Here is an 18,847-nt window from a genome sequence, read left to right as displayed (position 1 = left end):
TTAATACGATAAATAAGAGTGATAAGTAAACCCAATGAGAGACAGTCATTTAGGTAATTAAGATATCTGTAAAATAGTACGGACAGGAATTGTCTACTCTAAATTTGAGAATTAATTAATTGATTTTCAGTTAGTTGAATTAAAAATAAATTTGCGAGTTAAAAAAAATCACATTTACTTTGCAACCGAAAATTGAAAGCAACAGGTTTTCAACATTTCAAAAACATTTTAACATAACAAGAATATAATGAAACAATTACATAACATATCTAATCAGTATTCAAGACTACACGGACAAGAGCCGATGGGATGGGTATGTATTCTTGATAGTGAATTTATATTGAAAAGGTGCTTATATAGGTGGGTCAGCTAATGAACTGACACGTCAAAAATATAGAGCGCCTCCCAAAAAGAGGCGCTTTTTTTATGGTTTCTTTAGCTTATTTGGTAAAGCGTCGGTCTGTGGCACCGGAAAACAGGGTTCGATCCCCGGAGAAACCCAAAAATGTGAATGGTCAATAGTGAATTTTGATTCGTAGGTGAATTAAAATTGACAGCAAAGCAAACTGACAATTGACTATTTACAAGTTTAAAAACAATCGCATAGCTCAATGGGTTGGAGCATCGGTCTGATACGCCGAAGGTTGAAGGTTCGAGTCCTTCTGCGATTACAAAAATAATCTCATAGCTCAAATGGTTAGAGCACCGGTCTTTTAAACCGGGGGTTGAAAGTTCAAATCTTTCTGGGGTTACTAAAAAGTGAATAGACAATTCACATAACTAAGGTTCCGTGGCTCAATTGGATAGAGCATAGGTTTTCTAAACCTATGGTTACAGGTTCAAGTCCTGTCGGAATCACAAAAAAAAAGGTCTATTGAGGTAATGGCTAACCTGTCCGACTGTCTCTTGGACACTGCGAGTTCGATTCTCGCATAGACCGCAAAGGTTCATGGATAATTTCCAATCCGACTGTCTCTCGGAGAAGAATATTGAAATGAATCTGTAAAACTGGAAAGATAACGGTGGTTGTTTACCCGCCTTGGACGCGGGAGGTCGCAAGTTCGAACCTTGCTTTCCAGACAGTTTGCTCCATTCGTCTAATGGTTTAGGACGGCTGCCTTTCGAGCAGTAAATAAGAGTTCGATTCTCTTATGGAGTACAATAATGTGAATGGTCAATAGTGAATTTTACTTCGTAAGTGAATTTGAAAATTGATAGCAAAGGGAATTGATAATTGGCAGTTCACATAAAAGATTTCGTAGCTCAATAGGTTAGAGTATCGGTTTCATAAGCCGAAGGTTGAAGGTTCGAATCCTTCCGAAATTACAAAAAAGATTTTGTAGCTCAATGGTTGAGCGCCGGCCTGTTAAGCCGGAAGTTGAAAGTTCGAGCCTTTCCAGAATCGCAACTAACTAAATGTTAATTGTTTCAAAGAAGAGAATAAAAGTTTGTCGAGCGAAGAAGTTCTTATATCAAACAAAAAATTAAGACAGGCTTTGTTTTTCTTCAAAAAAAATTAGAGTTAAAAGTTAATTGGAAAAATTACTCATTACCAATTACTTATTACTCATAAAATGATGGTTCGCCGAAGTGGAAGAGTCGGGATGGTCTGCAAAACCGTTGTGAAAACTGAGTGGGTTTGACTCCCATCGCCATCTCAAATAACTAAAATGAGATTAGTTCCGAAGAAAAAAAGAGTTTGTCGAGCGTAGAAGTTCTTATATCAAACAAAAAATTAAGACAGGCTTTGTTTTTCTTCAAAAAATTAGAGTTAACAGTTAATTGGAAAAATTACTCATTACCAATTACTTATTACTCATACAAATGATGGTTCGCCGAAGTGGAAGAGTCGGGGCGGTCTGCAAAACCGTTGTGAAAACTGAGTGGGTTTGACTCCCATCGCCATCTCAAATAACTAAAATGAGATTAGTTCCGAAGAAAAAAAGAGTTTGTCGAGCGTAGAAGTTCTTATATCAAACAAAAAATTAAGACAGGCTTTGTTTTTCTTCAAAAAATTAGAGTTAACAGTTAATTGGAAAAATTACTCATTACCAATTACTTATTACTCATAAAAATGATGGTTCGCCGAAGTGGAAGAGTCGGGGCGGTCTGCAAAACCGTTGTGAAAACTGAGTGGGTTTGAATCCCATCGCCATCTCAAATAACTAAAATGAGATTAGTTCCGAAGAAAAAAAGAGTTTGTCGAGCGAAGAAGTTCTTATATCAAACTAAAAAAATAATGACAAGCTTTATTTTTCTTCACAAATTAATAAGTAAAAATTACTCATTACCAATTACTTATTACTCATGAAAATGGAAGTACGCCGAAGTTGGAGAGTCGGGGCAGACTGACATGAGGAACGAATTGAACGATTCCTTAAAAAATAAAAAGTAACAGAGTTAAAATCTGTTGCTTTATTGCTGAGTAGGTTCGAATCCTACTACTTCCACCATAAAAATCAGCTGATAATGTAACGGCAGCATGCAGGAAATGTACTCTTGTTGTTTAGGTTCGATTCCTGGTTGGTTGATTTTTTTAACGCTCCATTCGTCTAACGGTTAGGACGCCTGCCTTTCGAGCAGAAAGCAAGGGTTCGATTCCCTTATGGAGTACAAAATATGAGTAATTAGTAATGTGCAATGAGTAATTATATTGAACGTTTTTAATATTACCAATTACACATTACTCATCAATTTGCGGGAATGGTGGAAATGGTAGACACACTTGATTTAGGATCAAGGTTTTGAGGGTTCGAGTCCCTCTTTCCGTACAAAACATAAGTAATGAATAATAAACAATGAGTAATAATAAAGCATGAAAAATATTACTTATTACCAATTACTCATAAACTTGGAAGAGTGGTGTAGAAGGTCTGCACGTTAGTCTGAAAAACTAAAGGTACAGGTTCAATTCCTGTCTGTTCCGCCAAAATATGAATAATAACTAATGTACAATAAGTAATAATAAAGCATGAAAAATATTACTAATTACCTATTAATCATTACTTATAAAATTGCTTCGATAGTGTAATGGCAGCATCTCAGTCTCCAAAACTGATGGTATTGGTTCGAGTCCAGTTCGGAGTGCAAGAAGGTGAATAGCAATAATGAATTTAAAAATTAATTACTCACAATTCATCTATTTAACAATTTAATATTTAAACAAAAACATGTAGAAAAAATGGAAACGCAACAACAAACATGGCAAAATATGACTGGAAAATTTTTCCAACATTCTATCACACAATTGGTAGAAGAAGCCATCCTCCGCGAACAAGCTAATGGACACCGACTGAAAGTGTGTGTGGGTTCAGACTCCCATGTTTATGGTGACGCCATTAATTATGCTACGGCAGTAGTGTTTATTCGTGAGGGAAAAGGAGCGTTTACCTTTATTAGAAAAGAAAGAGAAATACAGAAGATCAGTATCAAAGAACGAATGTTGAATGAAGTAAACAAATCCGTAGAAATCGCTTATGCAATTTGCTCTATTCTGGAAACTTATGATGTGGAAATGGAGGTACACGCAGACATTAATACCGACCCGGATTTTAAATCCAACGTTGCATTGAAAGATGCGATGGGATATATTCTGGGAATGGGATATGTGTTTAAAGCAAAACCTTATGCATTCGCAAGTTCCAATTGTGCTGATATGATGGTTTAATATAACGGGATGTGAACTGGAAGTTTTTAACAGTTTTATATTAATTTCTTGCATCTGGCTTTCAACTTCCATTCAAATATTGAAAGCCTTAAAAAAAACTTTAAAAAATTGTAATGGACATTTTTAGATTAATTCAAGATATAAAAACGCATTTACAACTCAGTTTTAATGAGGTTGACAGATGGTTTGAGAAAGATACAAAAATGTTGAACCATCAGCCTTCAAATGGAGGTTGGACAGTTCAACAAATTTTAGAACATATTTATTTGACGAACTATTATTTATTGATTCTCATTGAAAAAGGTTCGAAAAAAGCAATGCGGAATTATCTCAATTTTGATTTACAATCCGAAATAAAAAGTTATAGTTTCAATAAAGATAAGTTTGAAAAAGTAGGTGAGTATGGAGCTTTTGAATGGATAAGGCCAGAGCACATGGAGCCGAAAGGAGAATTAAATCTAGGTGAGATCAGAAGTTTAATTTCTGAACAATATTATCAGTGTTTAAACTATTTAGAATTGATGAAAAATGGCGAAGGGCTGCTCTGTAAAATAACAATGACAGTGAACAGACTCGGAAAAATCAATGTGTATGAATACATTTATTTCCTATCGCTTCATGCTCAGAGACACGTTACTCAGATGAAGAATAACGAATTAGAAACTATTAAAAATTTCAAAAATGATTTTCAAAACATATAACGCTATAGAAAATGCTTACCAAGCCCGCGTGATCGATCAGATCAAGTTGCAGGGTTTTGGGGATGAGATTTTCATTGTACAGGAAAAGGTTCACGGTGCTAATTTCTCTTTCTTTACTGATGGAAAGGAGATTAAGATTGCCAAAAGAACTGCTTTCATCGAGAAGGATGAAAAATTTTATAATGCTCATAAAATATTGGAACATTACAGGGAAAATGTAATTGAGGTATTCCAAAAAGTGAAAAATATCTATCCGGATTTGGAAACCGTAGTGATCTACGGAGAATTGTTCGGTGGAGGTTACAAACATAAAGAAGTGGAAGCTGTTGAGGATGCAGTTAAAGTACAAAAAGGTATTGAGTATGCACCTCACAACGAATTCTATGGATTCGATATTAAGTTGAATGGAATTACCTATTTGGATACAGATATTGCCAACAACATTTTCGAAGCAACCGGATTTTTCTACGCAAAGATCTTATTTCAAGGAACTTTGGAAGAAGCTTTGAGATACCCAAATGTTTTCGATTCTAAGATTCCTGCTTGGTTGGGATTACCTGAATTAGAGAACAATATGTGTGAAGGAACAATTGTTAAAACTTTGAAAACTAAATATTTTGGAAACGGTTCAAGAATCATTTTGAAAAATAAAAATGAAAAATGGATTGAAAAATCTAAAATGGTTAAAAAAGACAAACCTGTTCAAAAGGAAGTTCATTTCAGCGAAACTGCCCAAAATATTTGGGAAGAAATGAAAAAATATGTAACCGTAAATAGGTTAAATAACGTGATAAGCAAGATTGGTGAATTTGAACCCAAAATGATTGGGAAAGTCATTGGTCTTTTCTCAAAGGATATTTTGGAGGATTTTGAAAAAGATTTCCCGAAAGTTTTCACAACGATAGAAAAAGACGAACAGAAAAGAATCAATAAAAAATTGAATTCTTTGGTTATTGAAACCGTAAACGAAGAATTAATTTCAGCAAAAATATAGTTTCAGCAATTATACCAATGAAGATTTTTTTAATTTAAAAACAATTAAAAATGAAGAAGATAAGTACATTATTCAAAAAAGATATAAATAATTTAGGAAGAGTTATTAACGAAATTAACCTTGAAAACAAATGGGTTTTTGACGGAGAAGCTATTGCAACACAAAAGTTTGATGGTTCTGCATGCGCAGTAATCAACGGTAAATTATACAAAAGATATGATGCGAAGAAGGGTAAAATAGCTCCTGAAGGGGCGATTCCATGTCAGGATGCAGATTTTGTTACTGGCCATCATCCGCATTGGGTAGAGTGTGATATTAATAAAAAAGAAGATACATATTTCTGGGAAGGCTTCCATGCTTTGTCCGAATTGGACAAAGTAGAAGATGGTACATACGAACTTATCGGTGAAAAAATACAAGGAAATCCAGAAAATATTGAAGGTCATTTATTGGTTAAACACGGAACTCATATTCTTAGTTTAGAAAGTTTAGATTTTGAATTTATCAAAAACTTTTTAAGTAATTCTGAGAATAATATGGAAGGTATCGTTTTCCACCATATTGCTGATAATCGTATGTGTAAGATCAGGAAATCTGACTTTGGTGTACGTAGAAGATCAGTAAAAGAACTTATTGTGTAAAATAAAGATTAAGTTTCGGTAATTCATTTTATCGAAACTTTTTTACGTGTTAAATTTAAACCATAGAATAATCGGTTTATTTATGCCGGTAGTTTGTCATTCTGACGAAGGAAGAATCTTTTCTTTAGATTAAATAGATTCTTCACTCCACTTCGTTTCATTCAGAATGACAATAGAAATGGTTAATAAAAAATAAAAAAAATGTTACAAGCAGAAATAAAAAGTCTTTTAAGAGAAGACATTAGCATATTAATAAAAGTTCCCAATTCAGGAAAACACTATTTGTGTGATTGTGGGGAAGCGAGTTTACTGACAGTGAAAGAAATACAGTCGGTTTCAGCGATATTCATAAGTCATACCCATATTGATCATTTTTCAAATTTTGATGGAATTTTCAGACATCAAATTGGAAGCGGAGAAAAAATTGTGATTTGCGGTCCGAAAAATATTCATCATCAAATAGAAGCAAGGTTGAAATCTTACACTTGGAATTTAGTAGGTGAAAATGCTATCGAATATGAAATCAGAGAAATTGTTTCAAAAGAAGAAATTAATATCTATAAAATTCGTCCACCACATTGGAATCTTGAATTGATAACAACTCAAAATTTCCTTTTTGAAGATGAGCATGGGAATGTTGATTTTGCGATTCTCGATCATAAGACAGATTCTATTGCATATCTGTTCAAGGAAAAAGATTCGGTTACTTTTAATGGGAGCACTTCCGAATTTAAAAAAGGAAAATGGATCAGTGAATTGAAAACTGCTTTTGAAAATAATGATTCAGACAAAGAAATTGAGATTGAACAAACAATATATAAAGCAGCAGATTTATTTCATTTGTTGGAACGTAATGCAGGATATAAGCTAGGTGTAATCATGGATCATGCAGTATGTGAAAACAATTATGAAAAAATAAAAACTGTTTTTAAAGAAGCAGATATGGTTTACATCGAAACATTTTACAAGGACGAAGATCAGGGATTTGCAAAGACGAATTATCACAGTTTCGCTTCTGCATCAGGAAAAATCATGAATGAATGTGAAGTGAAAGAAGCAATCCCGATTCACTTTTCCAGAAGATATACGGAAAGTGATCAGTTGGAAATCGAAACTGCTTTTTATAAAGCGTTTAAAAGAAATTAATTAAAAACTAAAACTATAAAAGTTAACAGAGTATTTGTCATTCTGAACATAACGAAGTGGAGTGAAGAATCTATTGAGTATTACAAAAAGAGATTCTTCCTTCGTCAGAATGACAAACTTGATGAATAATCGAATCATAACTTTTGTGGTTAATAACAAAAAATTAAAAAAATGAAACCCAATATATTTTTTACAGCAGACCATCATTTTGGTCATGAAAATATTATAAAATTTTCCGAAAGGCCTTTTGAGTCTTTAGAACAGATGAATGAAGAACTTATCAAAAGATGGAATGAAAGAATTACAGATGGTGACACTGTTTATCATTTAGGTGATATGAGTTTAGGAAAACCAGATGTTACCAAAGATATTTTAGATAGATTGAATGGTAAAATCTATTTGATAAAAGGCAATCATGAATATTCTGCTCTTCGAGTAGCAGATAGATTCGAATGGATTAAAGATTATCATGAATTTTCAATTGAAGATGAAGAAGCAGTTCATGGTAAACAGAAAATTATTCTTTTTCATTATGCGATGCGTATCTGGAATGCATCACATCACGGAACATGGCAATTATATGGACATTCACATGGAACTTTGCCTGATGATGAAATGGCATTGAGCATCGACGTGGGCGTAGACTGTCATAATTTTTATCCGATTTCTTACGAAGAAGTAAAAGATTTGATGAAAAAGAAAAAATGGACACCACCTTTTGCTCCAAGAAGCTAATATGAATAATAAATAATTGGTAATGAGTAATGTAAAAATCATTTACCAATTATCATTTATTAAATTAATCATGAAAACAACAAACACAATATTAATCATCGACTTAGAAGCCACGTGTTGGGAAAATGACAGAATTCCCATGGAACAAAAAGTAGATATTATAGAAATAGGAATTTGTGAATTAAACAGAACAACAAAAGCAATTTCCAACAAACAAAGCATTTATGTAATTCCCGAAAGATCTAAAATCAATAAATTTTGTACAGAACTTACAGGAATTACTCCGAAAATGATAGAAGAAAAAGGAATTTATTTTGAAGAAGCGTGTGAAAAAATAAGGGACGAATATGATTCAACTTCTCTTACTTGGGCAGGTTTTGGAAATTTTGATAAAGAGCAGATCATGGAACAGTGTGATGAGCTCGGCATTGAAAATCCTTTTTCAGAAAATTATATAAACGTGATGCACCAATTCAAAAAGTATAATGGACTTTTTAAAATGATGGGTTTGAAAAGAGCCCTGGAGTTCATGAATATGGATTTTGAAGGGAATCATCACAGCGGAGCAGACGATGCTTACAATGCTGCTAAAATTTTGAGAGAGATTTTGCAGTAAATTATTAACAATTAAAAATAAAAAGTGAAAACAACAGATAATATATTAATTATAGACCTTGAAGCCACGTGTTGGAATGACCGTCCGCCGAGAGGCCAAGAAAGTGAAATTATAGAAATCGGTGTTTGTATCATGGATGCAAAAACCGGTAAGGTTTCCAAAAATGAAGGGATTTTAGTAAAACCCCAATATTCAAAAGTAAGTCCGTTTTGTACGGAACTGACTTCCATTACTCAGCAAATGCTTGATGATGAAGGTGTTTTATTGGAAGATGCATTGGATATTCTGAGAGCAGAATATGATTCTGAAGAGTTGACCTGGGCAAGTTATGGAAACTATGACTTGAATATGCTTCAAAATCAGGCAAGAAGATTCAATGTAGATTATCCTTTGAGTGATGATCATATCAATGTGAAAACATTATTCGGGCAATTGCATCCAATCGTCAGAAAAAGTGTCGGAATGGCAAGAGCATTAGGTGAACTGAATTTCAAGCTTGAAGGTACTCACCACAGAGGCGTTGACGATGCAAAGAATATTGCGAAAATATTGTATTGGTGCTTGCAAAAAGCTTAATCTAAATTATGAAAAATCCCTTCAAAATTCTTATATTTAAAGGGATTTCTTATTTTAATTATGATTGAGAAAATGGATGTTTTAGAGCATATTAGAAAACGACCAGGAATGTACATTGGTTCTGTAGATCATTCAGGATTTAATGAATTAATTCATTATTTAATTCAGGATTTTATAGAAACAGAATTTTATGAAATCACTTTTACATTAGAGAAAAATAATCGTGTAATTATAGAAAGCACGGGTAGTAAAAGTTTAGCTTTTATTTCGGATGCAATTAAAAATGTTAATGATTATAAAAATGCACATTTTCATCTTTCAATAGCTAGCCTTATTGCATTGTCTGATTCTTTAAAAATTGAAATTGATGATCTTCCTTTTTTAAACTCTCATAAAGGAATATTTAAAATTCAAAATGAAATTGTTAATGATGCAAGTAAAATCAAATTTGATTTTACTATTGATAAAGATATTTTTAAAGAATTAGACTTAAATTATCTGCATTTAAATACTTTATTGAGAAGGTTTGCTTTTTTTAATTCAAAAGTAAAAATTAAAAGTATTGACGAATCTTCTAATGAATTGCAGATTAATATTTTTCATTATCCAAAAGGTTTATCAGAAATAACCGATTTTGAATTAGTGAAAAACTTTAGATATGATTCTCCTTTCTTTAAGTTAAAGTTTGATAAAAAGACAGATTTTTCATATTCGGTATCATTGGCTTTTGTGGGAGGTTGGAGTTTAAAACCTAAAATTAAAATGTATGCCAATTATAAAGAGACAATTTTGGGCGGATCTCTTTTGGATGGAATTTTACAAGGATTCAAAAAATTCTTAAAAGAAGAGACTTTAAAAAATAATTTGAAATTAAATATTTCAAACACAAAATTAAAAAATCATCTTTTATTATATGCATCTGTGAATGGAGAACTGAGTTATTTAGGTTCGACACGATGGAAATTAGGAACTCCCAAAGTTCAACTTGAAATTAAAGAATTCATTTATCACGAATTGAAATCCTACTTTATAAATAAAAAAGATAAATTGGCTGATATTCTTGATCTTTTAAAGAATAATTATTAAACTCCCTTTTCAAAAGGGAGCCTTTTTATTGACATAGGAAAATGTAGCGTTAAGAAAATTAAAAATTAATACGTTAAAAAATTCCCACTGTTTGAAGCGCGAGACAAATTTTGAACCGAAGAACAAATATTCAATTCGCGCGAGTTTTGGGAATTTTAGGATTAAATTTTAATTTTTAGCGGAATTTTCCAAGTCTTGAATTTTTGTTTCTTTTGTTTCAAGACAAAAGAAAATTATAAAAAAACACACATTAAAAAAATCTACGCAAAAACACTGCGCAATACTACACTTACTTTGCATCATCAAAACAAAACAACACTAAAATTTTGAAAAACAGATTTTAGTTAAAATATCAGGCAAGTCTTGTTGGGTGTTTCTGTATAGCACTATTGCAGAAGAATTTATTGAGAAATATTATTGATTCTGTTCAACTTAACTTGAAGGTTTGAGGAGTTTACCAAAAAACTTCTGTCATTTACTATTATACGAAGGTTCGAATCCTTCTATTTCCGTAAGGGAATATAACTCAGTCAGGTTAGAGTGAATAGTTTTTTTTGCGAAGGTTCGACTCCTTCTCTCAATGAAATTGAGATAGCTCAGGTGGTTAGAGTACTACACTTCCCATGTAGTTGAAGATAGGCTGAAAATCTATTTTTTACAAAGTTTTTAATGTTTTTCTTTAAAAACATCTTAATAGAGAAAATTTGAGTTTTTTCAGTTGTTCAATCAACATTTTTGAAAAAGCCAGTAAGAAAGATTTTTCTGAAAGTGAAATTCAATTGATGAATACAACAATTGAACGGAATTTTCTAATAAGAACGATTTTCTTTGTGAGCGATGGTAACAGATGTTCTTTTTTGTAAGAGAAAAAGATAGAAGTAAACGTAGCAACCCGAGTTATTGCTTTTAGCGATGGTAAGGAACACACTCAAGGTCCTACTGATTGGAAACTAAGTTTAAGAACTGTATTCTGAAATGATTGGAGCTTTTTGAAACCTATTTTCTTCCGCCATTTTTGGAATAAAAAAATTCGGTTTTCTCTTTTTAATTAAAATAATAACACTTAAAAAATAAAATAGAATGATAAAAAATGTACACATTAAAGCATACCAAATGGGTTTGGTCTTCAAAAATAGAAACTTAATTGATGTTCTAAAAGAGGGGAATCATTATTTATTTGGAAATAAATCGGTAGAAATTTACGAAATGAAATCCCGTTTTGAAGCAGGCGAAGATTTACCTATTTTGTTGAAAAATGAAACGCTTAAAAACCTTTTGGAAATTGTAGAGGTAAAAGATGGTGAGATCATTTTACTTTATGAAAATGAAACTTTTAAAGACGTTTTAAATGTTGGGAAGTATGCATTCTGGAAAGGAGTTGTAAATAGAGAATTCCGAAAAATAGACTTAACAAAAGTTGAAATATCAGAAGAAATCTCTAAAACAACCTTGGAGAATATTAAGGTGAAAAGTTTTGTAAGAAAGTTTGTTGTACCTCACCATTATAAAGGATTATTGTTAATTGATGGAAAATTAACTCAGGTTCTTGAAAGCGGTACTTACTCCTTCTGGAATAATGAAACTTCTGTTGATATTAAAATTATTGATCCCAATTACGAAATAAAGTCCCAGTTTGCAACGCATGAAAATGTAGCTGTTTTACTAAAAAACGAAACGCTTAAAAGCCTTTTGGAAATTGTAGAGGTAAAAGATGGAGAAATCATTTTGGTATACGAAAACGGAACTTTAAAAGATGTATTGAACGTTGGACAGTATGCATTCTGGTTAGGTATTACAGATAAAGAATTCCAAAAAGAGGATTTAACAAAAGTTGAAATTACAGAAGGTATTTCGAATACAATCCTAGAAAATGCAAGATTGAGAAATTATGTAAGAAAATTTATTGTTTCGAATCAACATACAGGATTATTGTTAATTGACGGAAAATTGACAAAAATTTTAGAAGCGGGAACCTACTACTTCTGGAACAATGAAATTTCTGTTGAGGTAAAAGCCATCGATATGCGAATGCAGCAAATGGAAATTGCAGGTCAGGAGCTTTTGACAAAAGATAAAGCGATGCTTCGTATTAATTTTTATGTGCGTTTTCAAGTGGAAAATATTGAGAAAGCCCTGATGGAAAATAAAGAATACGACAAACAATTATATATCCTGATGCAATTGGCCTTGCGTGAATTCGTTGGAGCTTTGACATTGGATGAATTGCTTGTGAAAAAAGATGCTGTAGGAAAAGAAATCTTGGGAAATCTTGGAGACAAAGCTGGAGATCTAGGTCTGAAAGCTTCAGATGCAGGAATTCGTGATGTGATCTTAACCGGAGAAATGAAAGAAATTATGAATCAGGTTTTGATTGCCGAGAAAAAAGCTCAGGCCAACAGCATCATGCGTCGTGAAGAAACCGCTTCCACAAGAAGTTTACTAAATACTGCGAAGTTGATGGAAGAAAATGAAGTGCTATGGAAGCTGAAAGAAATGGAATATATGGAAAAGATCGCCGACAAGATTGGAGATATCACAGTTTCCGGAAACAGCAATATTCTCTCTCAGCTGAAGGAGATCTTCGCGAAATAGAAACTAATAACGATCATTATAAAGACAGGTTTTTGTGAAAGCAAAAGCCTGTCTTGTTTTATAAACCAAAGATTGCCTTTGTTACTCATAGCGAAACAAAATGAAGCGTGAAGTTTCAATATTTAAAAAAGACCTCCCAATGAACCTATAACACAATTAATTTTTATCGCAGATAAAATCCTTGTGCCTTATATACAACCCATTATCATTAAAAAAATAGCGCCTTTGCGAAACTCCAACAAATAAAAGAATAAAACTTTTTTACAAATAAAATTAATGCGCAAAAAGACTGCGTAATACTACGCTTACTTTGCATAAGAAATCAGAGAGGAAATGATAATCCTCCAAAATGTGTAACGATAAAAACAGTAACCATGAAATTTAATTTTTTAAGAAAATCAAATAATGTAGTAGCAAACTACCAAGGTGCAAAGGCATATACCATGACGCCTGCAGAAGAACTCTATAGTGCTGTTGTGACAACAGGATTATCAAATACTTCGTATGAAAAAGGAAATGAAAGATTGGTGAGAATTCAGTCTTTGATTACAAAAAATGATCCGGAATTCGTTGCGAAATTGGCCGTTTATGCAAGAAAAGAAATGTATTTGCGTTCTATTCCATTGGTTTTGACAACTGAATTGGCGAAACAAACTTCAGGTACAGATTTGGTAAGCAAAACGGTGAATGGAGTGGTTCAGAGAGCAGACGAAATCACAGAATTGCTGGCATATTACCAATTGGCCAACGAAAGAACGGATACTAAAAAACTGAATAAACTTTCAAAGCAGATCCAAAAAGGTTTGGTAAAGTCATTCAATAAATTTGATGAATATCAATTTGCAAAATACAATAGAAATACGGAGGTCACTTTAAAAGATGCTTTGTTCTTGGTTCATCCAAAAGCAAAAGATGAAAATCAACAGGCCATTTTCAACAAAATCGTAAATGATTCGTTGGAAACTCCATACACCTGGGAAGTTGAACTTTCCATGTTAGGTCAGACAAAATTTGCTGATGATGCAGAAAGAAAACTTGCTTTCAAAAACAAATGGGAAGAATTAATATTCAGTAACAAACTAGGATATATGGCAACATTGCGAAACCTGAGAAATATCTTGGAAGCCAACGTTTCATCGGATGCAATGTACAAAGTATGCAACTATTTGTCTGATGAAAAAGCGGTGAGAAATTCAAAACAACTACCATTCCGATTTTTGGCGGCATATAGAGAATTGAAAACAATTGATTCTCCTTATTTATCATCAATTTTGGAAGCACTGGAAGATGCGGTGATGGTGAGTGCAAAAAATATCAAAGGTTTTGGATTCGATACATCGGTGGTCATCGCGGCAGACGTTTCGGGTTCAATGCAACAGCCTGTTTCTCCGAAATCTAAAGTTTTGTTGTATGATATCGGATTGTTGATGTCGATGATGTTGCAGTCACAGTGCAAAAATGTGATTTCAGGTATGTTTGGTGATCGTTGGAAAAGAGTTCCGATGCCTAAAAACGGAATCTTAAGAAATGTAGATGCATTTTACAAAAGAGAAGGTGAGGTAGGATATTCCACGAATGGTTACTTGGTGATTGATGATTTGATGAGCAGAAGAGAAAAAGTAGATAAAGTGATGTTGTTCACCGATACTCAGTTATGGGATAGCAACGGAGGTAGAAATTCTTTTGAAAACTCATGGAATCAATACAAAAGTTTCAACCCGAATGCAAAATTGTATATTTTTGATTTGGCAGGTTACGGAAAACAACCGTTGGATGTCAGAAAAAATGATGTATACCTTATCGCAGGTTGGTCCGACAAAATTTTCGATGTATTGAATGCGTTGGAAGACCGAAAATCAGCGGTAGAAATGATAAAAAAAGTAGTGCTGTAAAAGGCACTGCTTTTAAATAATAAAAACGAATACCCATTAATTTTTTAGAAGCTATTTCCCGCTTTTCACTATATCTTTTTCGCCCACGCTTTTTTTAAGCCATTTCAGAAAAAGGATGCCGTTGCAATCGGGGCTAGGAACAAAAACTGCATAAAATGATACAACTTATTAATGTAATAGAAATCTGTCCTTTTAGATATTCGAAAGAAGAATATGAATTACCGGAACTACCAGATCCTCGAAGTTCTGAAGATTTACATGAAAGATGGAAAAAAGCGATTGCAACATTAAATTTAAATTTGAAACCAATTAACAGAGGTTCATATTTTGTGAATCTTGAAACTGTAGATGATGAGAATTTAAAAATTATTTTAAAAGTAGTTTTTGAAGATGTTGAGGTAGAGGGAACGGATTTTCTATCGTTATTTAATGGAGGTCTTATTTTAATGGAAAATAATGAAGTTTTAATTGAGCCTACTTGCTGCAGTGATCTTGATAATTTAAAAGATTGGCAATATATTTTTGAAAATGCATCTTCAGAATGGTCACAATTATGGATTGGTCATCCTTGGATTTTCTATAAAAAAGAAAATGGGAAAATTCAATTTTCGGAATATACAGAGTTAATGTTGACTGAATTAGAAAATATACAATCTGTTTTTGAAGTTAAGGAATCAGATTTAAAAATCGAAATTCATAAAATGAAAGCGCAACAAATAAATTTTAACAATAGAATTATAGAGCTTTTGAAAGAAATGTAATGAAGTGAAAACTCTATTATGAGATTGCTTCGTCATTTCATTCCTCGCAAAGACGTAAAAGGATAGGTGTGAATTTTTAAATTTTATCTGGAGTTTACAAGTCTTGAATTTTTGGTTCTTTTGCTTCTTTTGCTTCAAGGCAAAACGAACAAAATAAAAAAAAATAAATTTTAACTGCGTAAAAAGAATGCGTATTACAGCAATATCTTTGCTACAACAAAAAACAATAACCATAAAAACTTAAAAAGTAAGTGTCGTAAAATAGAGTTACTTCGTATTTCGGGTGGCGATGTAGGTTCGAGTCCTACTCCAAGTGATAGTATAAAATGGTAAAACTTCACCAGTAAGTCTCTATTTGTATTTTTACCTTACTTTAAAAATAACCGATGCCGTAAGAAAAGAAATCCTTCGACTTCCAATTGAAAAATGAGTCTTTTCGCTATTTTGCTCGGTTTAAACTAACCAATGTCGTTACCATAAGAGTTTCATCGTCAAACTTCCAATTTGAAAAACATTCAAAAGCTCTTATAAATTGTTGCTTGGTTTTTAATTTAAATATAAATCATGGAAAGTATTTTCTACAGAATTGAACAAGATTTAAAAGCAGGCAGAAAGAAAAAAGCCTGCGACAGATTAAGAAATCTAATCAATGAATTTCCTGATGATATTTCATTGAGGGAAAAATTAGGACAGATTTATTACGATTCAGGATTTAAAGATGAAGCTGGAAAATTTTGGATATTTTTTGAACCTCAGAATTTTGAAATGAAGGAAGCTGTTGAAATTTACAGAAATTCATTAAGTAATTCAGGAAATGCTATTTTAAAAGATATCGTATTTAGAGGCGATCGAAACCAACTTCCAGAGTATGCCCAAAAAAAATTAAAAGAATTGGAATCGGACAGTTTTAAAAAGACAAAACATATTCCGGATTTTAAGCCTAAGCGAAGGGAAAAAGGAAATTATAAAGAATCAGAAGGAAACTTTCTAGGTAAAATTGGAGTTTACCTTTTAATAGCAGCTATTATTTTGATTCCTATATTAGGATTGGTAAAGCTTTTTGAAATTATAAATTCAATCTTTTTTAATAAATTTTAACTGCGTAAAAAGAATGCGTACTACAGCAATATCTTTGCTACAACAAAAAATAATAACCATGAATAATTATAAGAAATGTCTTAAAGAAGCAGTGTATTGAGGTTAATACTCAATACGTATGAAAAAATTAAAAGCATTAAGACAAACTTTCGGAATCAATGAATATGGATTAATTGATTTTCCGAAGAAAATTTCAAATGTACAGGTTTCCAGAGTTTTATATGGAGACGAAATGGGATGTTCTTACTGTTTTCCACATGGTTATGAAACGATTAATTCAAAAGAAGTTAAGTTTCAAAGAAATTGGAAAAAATATAGAAAAACTCAATTTAAATAGGTTAAATCGACCTAGGAAACGGAGGCGTTAAGAAAATTTGAAAAAGTTCCGTTAAAAAATGTCCACTGTTTGAACAAGCGTTGGCAAAAGCAAGAGAGTGAGTTTTGGATATTTTAGGAAGTTTTTTAAATTTTTAGCCGGAGTTTCCAAGTCTTGAACTTTTGGTTCTTTTGCTTCAAGGCAAAACGAACAAAATAAAAAATAAATTTTAACTGCGTAAAAAGAATGCGTACTAAACAATATCTTTGCTACAACAAAAAACAATAACCATAAAAACTTAAAAAGTAAGTGTCGTAAAATAGAGTTTCTTCGTTAAAGGGCGGTTTTGCAAGTTCGAATCTTGCTCCCGAACAATTCGGGATGGTGTAATTGGTTATCACGTCGCAGTCAAGTCTCTGTTTGAATTTTCACCTTACTTTAAACAATCGATGCCGTACAAAAGAGTTCCTTCTACCTTACATTGAAATTAAAACTCTTTTTAAACATTGCTCGATTTTTAAAAATTATTCTACAAGTGCCGTAGATAAAAGTTACTTCTGATAAATATTCTTTACGAAGGTTCGAATCCTTCCTCCGAAAGGTGTGGTCGAGTGGCTAGACGAGTTTAGGTAATACTTTTATCAATCTTTGCCTTGTATTTTAATAATTAAAAATGATAACTTTTAAACGATAAAAATAAAAATCAAGTGTTGTCCTGGAATCATACTTCGAGATTGAGTAAACATTTGGGTCGCAGGTTCGATTCCTGCCATTTCTGTTGTAAACGAGATGTAGCTCAGTCGGTAGAGCAAAATGCACGGAAGATTCTATAATTTTTACCTTGATTAAACAAAATAAAAGAGTGCCGTTAGAGAAAACTTACTTCGGTTCATCTTATGATGATGGTTCAACTCCAAAATAAATCTGAAAATGATTTATAATAAAGGTTTTTGCGTCTTTTGCCTCTTTTTTTATTAAAAACAACTACTATGAAGATACCAAAGAATTTTACAGATTTTTTATATTGGGTTAAAGAACGGACAGAAACAATATGGTCTGTTGATGGTGAAAATTGTGCTAAAGGATTTTATGGAGCAAGATGGCAACCGCTTAGTGAAGAGCAGATTAATTCTATTGAATTAAAATATTCTGTCAGATTTACATCAGAACATCGTGATTTTTTGAAAATTTTGCATGCTATTGATAAAAAAGAAATTATCGAATACGAAGATGAGGGTGAAATAATTACTGAACAATATACTTTTTTCTACAATTGGTTAGAAAACGAAGAAGAAATTTTACAGGTCATGAAAGAACCTTATGAATGGATGTTGGGTGATATAGAATCTGTAAATAAAGTTTGGCTGAAATCGTGGGGAATAAAACCAAAATCTACTGAAAAAAGAAAAGAAATTTTTGAGGAATGGTTTTCAAATGTACCCATTCTATTGCCATTAATGGGGACAAGGTTTATTGTAAGTAATGAAAATCTTAAATGGAAACCTATTCTTTCTATTAGAGGTTCTGATATTGTAACGATGGGTTGGGATTTTAGGACCTACATATTAAATGAGATGAGAAACCATCTTGATATTTATATTGAGGTTTTTGATGAAGAAGATCAAAGGTTTTATCCAGAATTATTGCCGGAAGTACAAGATATTTTTGATCAGAATTTTAAATATGACGAAACCAAAGACATTCCCTATTTAAAAGAAATGATTTTATATTGGTCTTCAGGTTGGAAGGGGTTCGGATTAAAATATTACCCTGAAAACGCAAAAATTCAGCGTATTGTAAGTACATATACAGCAGAAGAAGAAATTTAAAATAATAAAACAAGTGCCGTAGAATAGCGTTACTTCGCTCATTACGACGGGGTCGCGGGTTCGAGTCCCGCCTTTTCCACAAACTAAAACACAAACTATAAATAGGAAAAGTAGCTCAGTTGGTTAGAGCACGACTACGCTTTTTGTTTGTCGCCTTGTTTTTTTGAAATATAAAAGTGTCGTAAAGAAAAATCTTT

The 18,847-nt window shown here is 32.4% G+C and carries 15 protein-coding genes and 15 tRNA genes; all 30 read left to right on the top strand.

The features are described 5' to 3' along the window. Positions 1-428: 428 nt before the first annotated feature. Positions 429-501 (top strand) — tRNA-His (locus tag AMQ68_RS10445). 96 nt (positions 502-597) lie between these two features. Further along, positions 598-671, top strand: a tRNA-Ile gene (locus tag AMQ68_RS10440). Positions 672-678: 7 nt separating this feature from the next. Next, a tRNA-Lys gene (locus tag AMQ68_RS10435) sits at positions 679-752 on the top strand. A 32-nt stretch (positions 753-784) separates the two neighbouring features. After that, a tRNA-Arg gene (locus AMQ68_RS10430) sits at positions 785-858 on the top strand. A gap of 150 nt (positions 859-1,008) precedes the next feature. Then, a tRNA-Pro gene (locus tag AMQ68_RS25210) sits at positions 1,009-1,080 on the top strand. A 6-nt stretch (positions 1,081-1,086) separates the two neighbouring features. Next, positions 1,087-1,159, top strand: a tRNA-Glu gene (locus AMQ68_RS10425). A gap of 93 nt (positions 1,160-1,252) precedes the next feature. Beyond that, a tRNA-Met gene (locus tag AMQ68_RS10420) sits at positions 1,253-1,326 on the top strand. A gap of 7 nt (positions 1,327-1,333) precedes the next feature. Further along, positions 1,334-1,405 (top strand) — tRNA-Asn (locus AMQ68_RS10415). Between the two features lie 421 nt (positions 1,406-1,826). Beyond that, positions 1,827-1,908, top strand: a tRNA-Cys gene (locus AMQ68_RS25205). A gap of 168 nt (positions 1,909-2,076) precedes the next feature. Next, positions 2,077-2,158 (top strand) — tRNA-Cys (locus AMQ68_RS25200). A gap of 157 nt (positions 2,159-2,315) precedes the next feature. After that, positions 2,316-2,453, top strand: a tRNA-OTHER gene (locus AMQ68_RS25195). A gap of 88 nt (positions 2,454-2,541) precedes the next feature. Next, positions 2,542-2,613: transfer RNA gene (locus AMQ68_RS10410), tRNA-Glu, on the top strand. 84 nt (positions 2,614-2,697) lie between these two features. Further along, positions 2,698-2,771, top strand: a tRNA-Leu gene (locus AMQ68_RS10405). An 82-nt stretch (positions 2,772-2,853) separates the two neighbouring features. After that, a tRNA-Phe gene (locus AMQ68_RS10400) sits at positions 2,854-2,929 on the top strand. Positions 2,930-3,016: 87 nt separating this feature from the next. Next, positions 3,017-3,087: transfer RNA gene (locus AMQ68_RS10395), tRNA-Trp, on the top strand. A gap of 94 nt (positions 3,088-3,181) precedes the next feature. Further along, the gene (locus tag AMQ68_RS10390; protein WP_054510553.1) at positions 3,182-3,667 is read left to right on the top strand and encodes a ribonuclease H-like YkuK family protein; all 486 of its coding nucleotides are present in this window, start codon (positions 3,182-3,184) and stop codon (positions 3,665-3,667) included. A 113-nt stretch (positions 3,668-3,780) separates the two neighbouring features. After that, the gene (locus AMQ68_RS10385) at positions 3,781-4,368 is read left to right on the top strand and encodes a DinB family protein (protein ID WP_054510552.1); all 588 of its coding nucleotides are present in this window, start codon (positions 3,781-3,783) and stop codon (positions 4,366-4,368) included. Beyond that, entirely contained in the window at positions 4,349-5,362 is a 1,014-nt protein-coding gene (locus AMQ68_RS10380) for an RNA ligase, Rnl2 family (RefSeq protein WP_054510551.1), read from the top strand. The genes AMQ68_RS10385 and AMQ68_RS10380 overlap by 20 nt, the downstream gene beginning before the upstream one ends. Before the next feature lie 50 nt (positions 5,363-5,412). After that, positions 5,413-6,003: a DUF5565 family protein gene (locus AMQ68_RS10375; protein WP_054510550.1), complete on the top strand. Its 591-nt coding sequence runs from the start codon at positions 5,413-5,415 to the stop codon at positions 6,001-6,003. 201 nt (positions 6,004-6,204) lie between these two features. Further along, positions 6,205-7,149 (top strand): MBL fold metallo-hydrolase, encoded by a 945-nt coding sequence (locus tag AMQ68_RS10370; protein ID WP_054510549.1) that lies wholly within the window; start codon positions 6,205-6,207, stop codon positions 7,147-7,149. A gap of 171 nt (positions 7,150-7,320) precedes the next feature. Further along, positions 7,321-7,884 (top strand): metallophosphoesterase, encoded by a 564-nt coding sequence (locus AMQ68_RS10365; protein ID WP_054510548.1) that lies wholly within the window; start codon positions 7,321-7,323, stop codon positions 7,882-7,884. A gap of 70 nt (positions 7,885-7,954) precedes the next feature. Further along, the gene (locus AMQ68_RS10360) at positions 7,955-8,500 is read left to right on the top strand and encodes a 3'-5' exonuclease (protein ID WP_054510547.1); all 546 of its coding nucleotides are present in this window, start codon (positions 7,955-7,957) and stop codon (positions 8,498-8,500) included. 24 nt (positions 8,501-8,524) lie between these two features. Further along, complete coding sequence (locus AMQ68_RS10355) at positions 8,525-9,076, top strand: 3'-5' exonuclease (protein ID WP_054510546.1); 552 nt, start codon at positions 8,525-8,527, stop codon at positions 9,074-9,076. Between the two features lie 60 nt (positions 9,077-9,136). After that, positions 9,137-10,162: a hypothetical protein gene (locus tag AMQ68_RS10350; RefSeq protein ID WP_054510545.1), complete on the top strand. Its 1,026-nt coding sequence runs from the start codon at positions 9,137-9,139 to the stop codon at positions 10,160-10,162. 1,080 nt (positions 10,163-11,242) lie between these two features. Then, entirely contained in the window at positions 11,243-12,754 is a 1,512-nt protein-coding gene (locus AMQ68_RS10345) for a slipin family protein (RefSeq protein WP_241775096.1), read from the top strand. A gap of 374 nt (positions 12,755-13,128) precedes the next feature. Continuing rightward, positions 13,129-14,646: a TROVE domain-containing protein gene (locus AMQ68_RS10340; protein ID WP_054510544.1), complete on the top strand. Its 1,518-nt coding sequence runs from the start codon at positions 13,129-13,131 to the stop codon at positions 14,644-14,646. A gap of 155 nt (positions 14,647-14,801) precedes the next feature. Then, positions 14,802-15,407 (top strand): hypothetical protein, encoded by a 606-nt coding sequence (locus AMQ68_RS10335; protein WP_054510543.1) that lies wholly within the window; start codon positions 14,802-14,804, stop codon positions 15,405-15,407. Between the two features lie 564 nt (positions 15,408-15,971). Then, positions 15,972-16,505: a DUF6584 family protein gene (locus tag AMQ68_RS10330; protein WP_054510542.1), complete on the top strand. Its 534-nt coding sequence runs from the start codon at positions 15,972-15,974 to the stop codon at positions 16,503-16,505. Between the two features lie 118 nt (positions 16,506-16,623). Beyond that, positions 16,624-16,842 (top strand): hypothetical protein, encoded by a 219-nt coding sequence (locus AMQ68_RS10325; RefSeq protein WP_054510541.1) that lies wholly within the window; start codon positions 16,624-16,626, stop codon positions 16,840-16,842. Between the two features lie 968 nt (positions 16,843-17,810). Beyond that, positions 17,811-18,650, top strand: coding sequence for a hypothetical protein (locus AMQ68_RS10320; RefSeq protein WP_054510540.1), 840 nt, complete (start codon positions 17,811-17,813; stop codon positions 18,648-18,650). Positions 18,651-18,847: the final 197 nt, after the last annotated feature.

Source organism: Chryseobacterium sp. ERMR1:04 (assembly GCF_001297705.1).
Classification (GTDB): Bacteria; Bacteroidota; Bacteroidia; order Flavobacteriales; family Weeksellaceae; genus Chryseobacterium.
This window is presented reverse-complemented; position numbering and strand designations above follow the sequence as displayed.

Coding starts and splice junctions, on each gene's coding strand:
- AMQ68_RS10390 (WP_054510553.1), top strand. CDS start 3,182: ATGGAAACGCAACAACAAACATGGCAAAATATGACTGGAAAATTTTTC.
- AMQ68_RS10385 (WP_054510552.1), top strand. CDS start 3,781: ATGGACATTTTTAGATTAATTCAAGATATAAAAACGCATTTACAACTC.
- AMQ68_RS10380 (WP_054510551.1), top strand. CDS start 4,349: ATGATTTTCAAAACATATAACGCTATAGAAAATGCTTACCAAGCCCGC.
- AMQ68_RS10375 (WP_054510550.1), top strand. CDS start 5,413: ATGAAGAAGATAAGTACATTATTCAAAAAAGATATAAATAATTTAGGA.
- AMQ68_RS10370 (WP_054510549.1), top strand. CDS start 6,205: ATGTTACAAGCAGAAATAAAAAGTCTTTTAAGAGAAGACATTAGCATA.
- AMQ68_RS10365 (WP_054510548.1), top strand. CDS start 7,321: ATGAAACCCAATATATTTTTTACAGCAGACCATCATTTTGGTCATGAA.
- AMQ68_RS10360 (WP_054510547.1), top strand. CDS start 7,955: ATGAAAACAACAAACACAATATTAATCATCGACTTAGAAGCCACGTGT.
- AMQ68_RS10350 (WP_054510545.1), top strand. CDS start 9,137: ATGATTGAGAAAATGGATGTTTTAGAGCATATTAGAAAACGACCAGGA.
- AMQ68_RS10345 (WP_241775096.1), top strand. CDS start 11,243: ATGATAAAAAATGTACACATTAAAGCATACCAAATGGGTTTGGTCTTC.
- AMQ68_RS10340 (WP_054510544.1), top strand. CDS start 13,129: ATGAAATTTAATTTTTTAAGAAAATCAAATAATGTAGTAGCAAACTAC.
- AMQ68_RS10335 (WP_054510543.1), top strand. CDS start 14,802: ATGATACAACTTATTAATGTAATAGAAATCTGTCCTTTTAGATATTCG.
- AMQ68_RS10330 (WP_054510542.1), top strand. CDS start 15,972: ATGGAAAGTATTTTCTACAGAATTGAACAAGATTTAAAAGCAGGCAGA.
- AMQ68_RS10325 (WP_054510541.1), top strand. CDS start 16,624: ATGAAAAAATTAAAAGCATTAAGACAAACTTTCGGAATCAATGAATAT.
- AMQ68_RS10320 (WP_054510540.1), top strand. CDS start 17,811: ATGAAGATACCAAAGAATTTTACAGATTTTTTATATTGGGTTAAAGAA.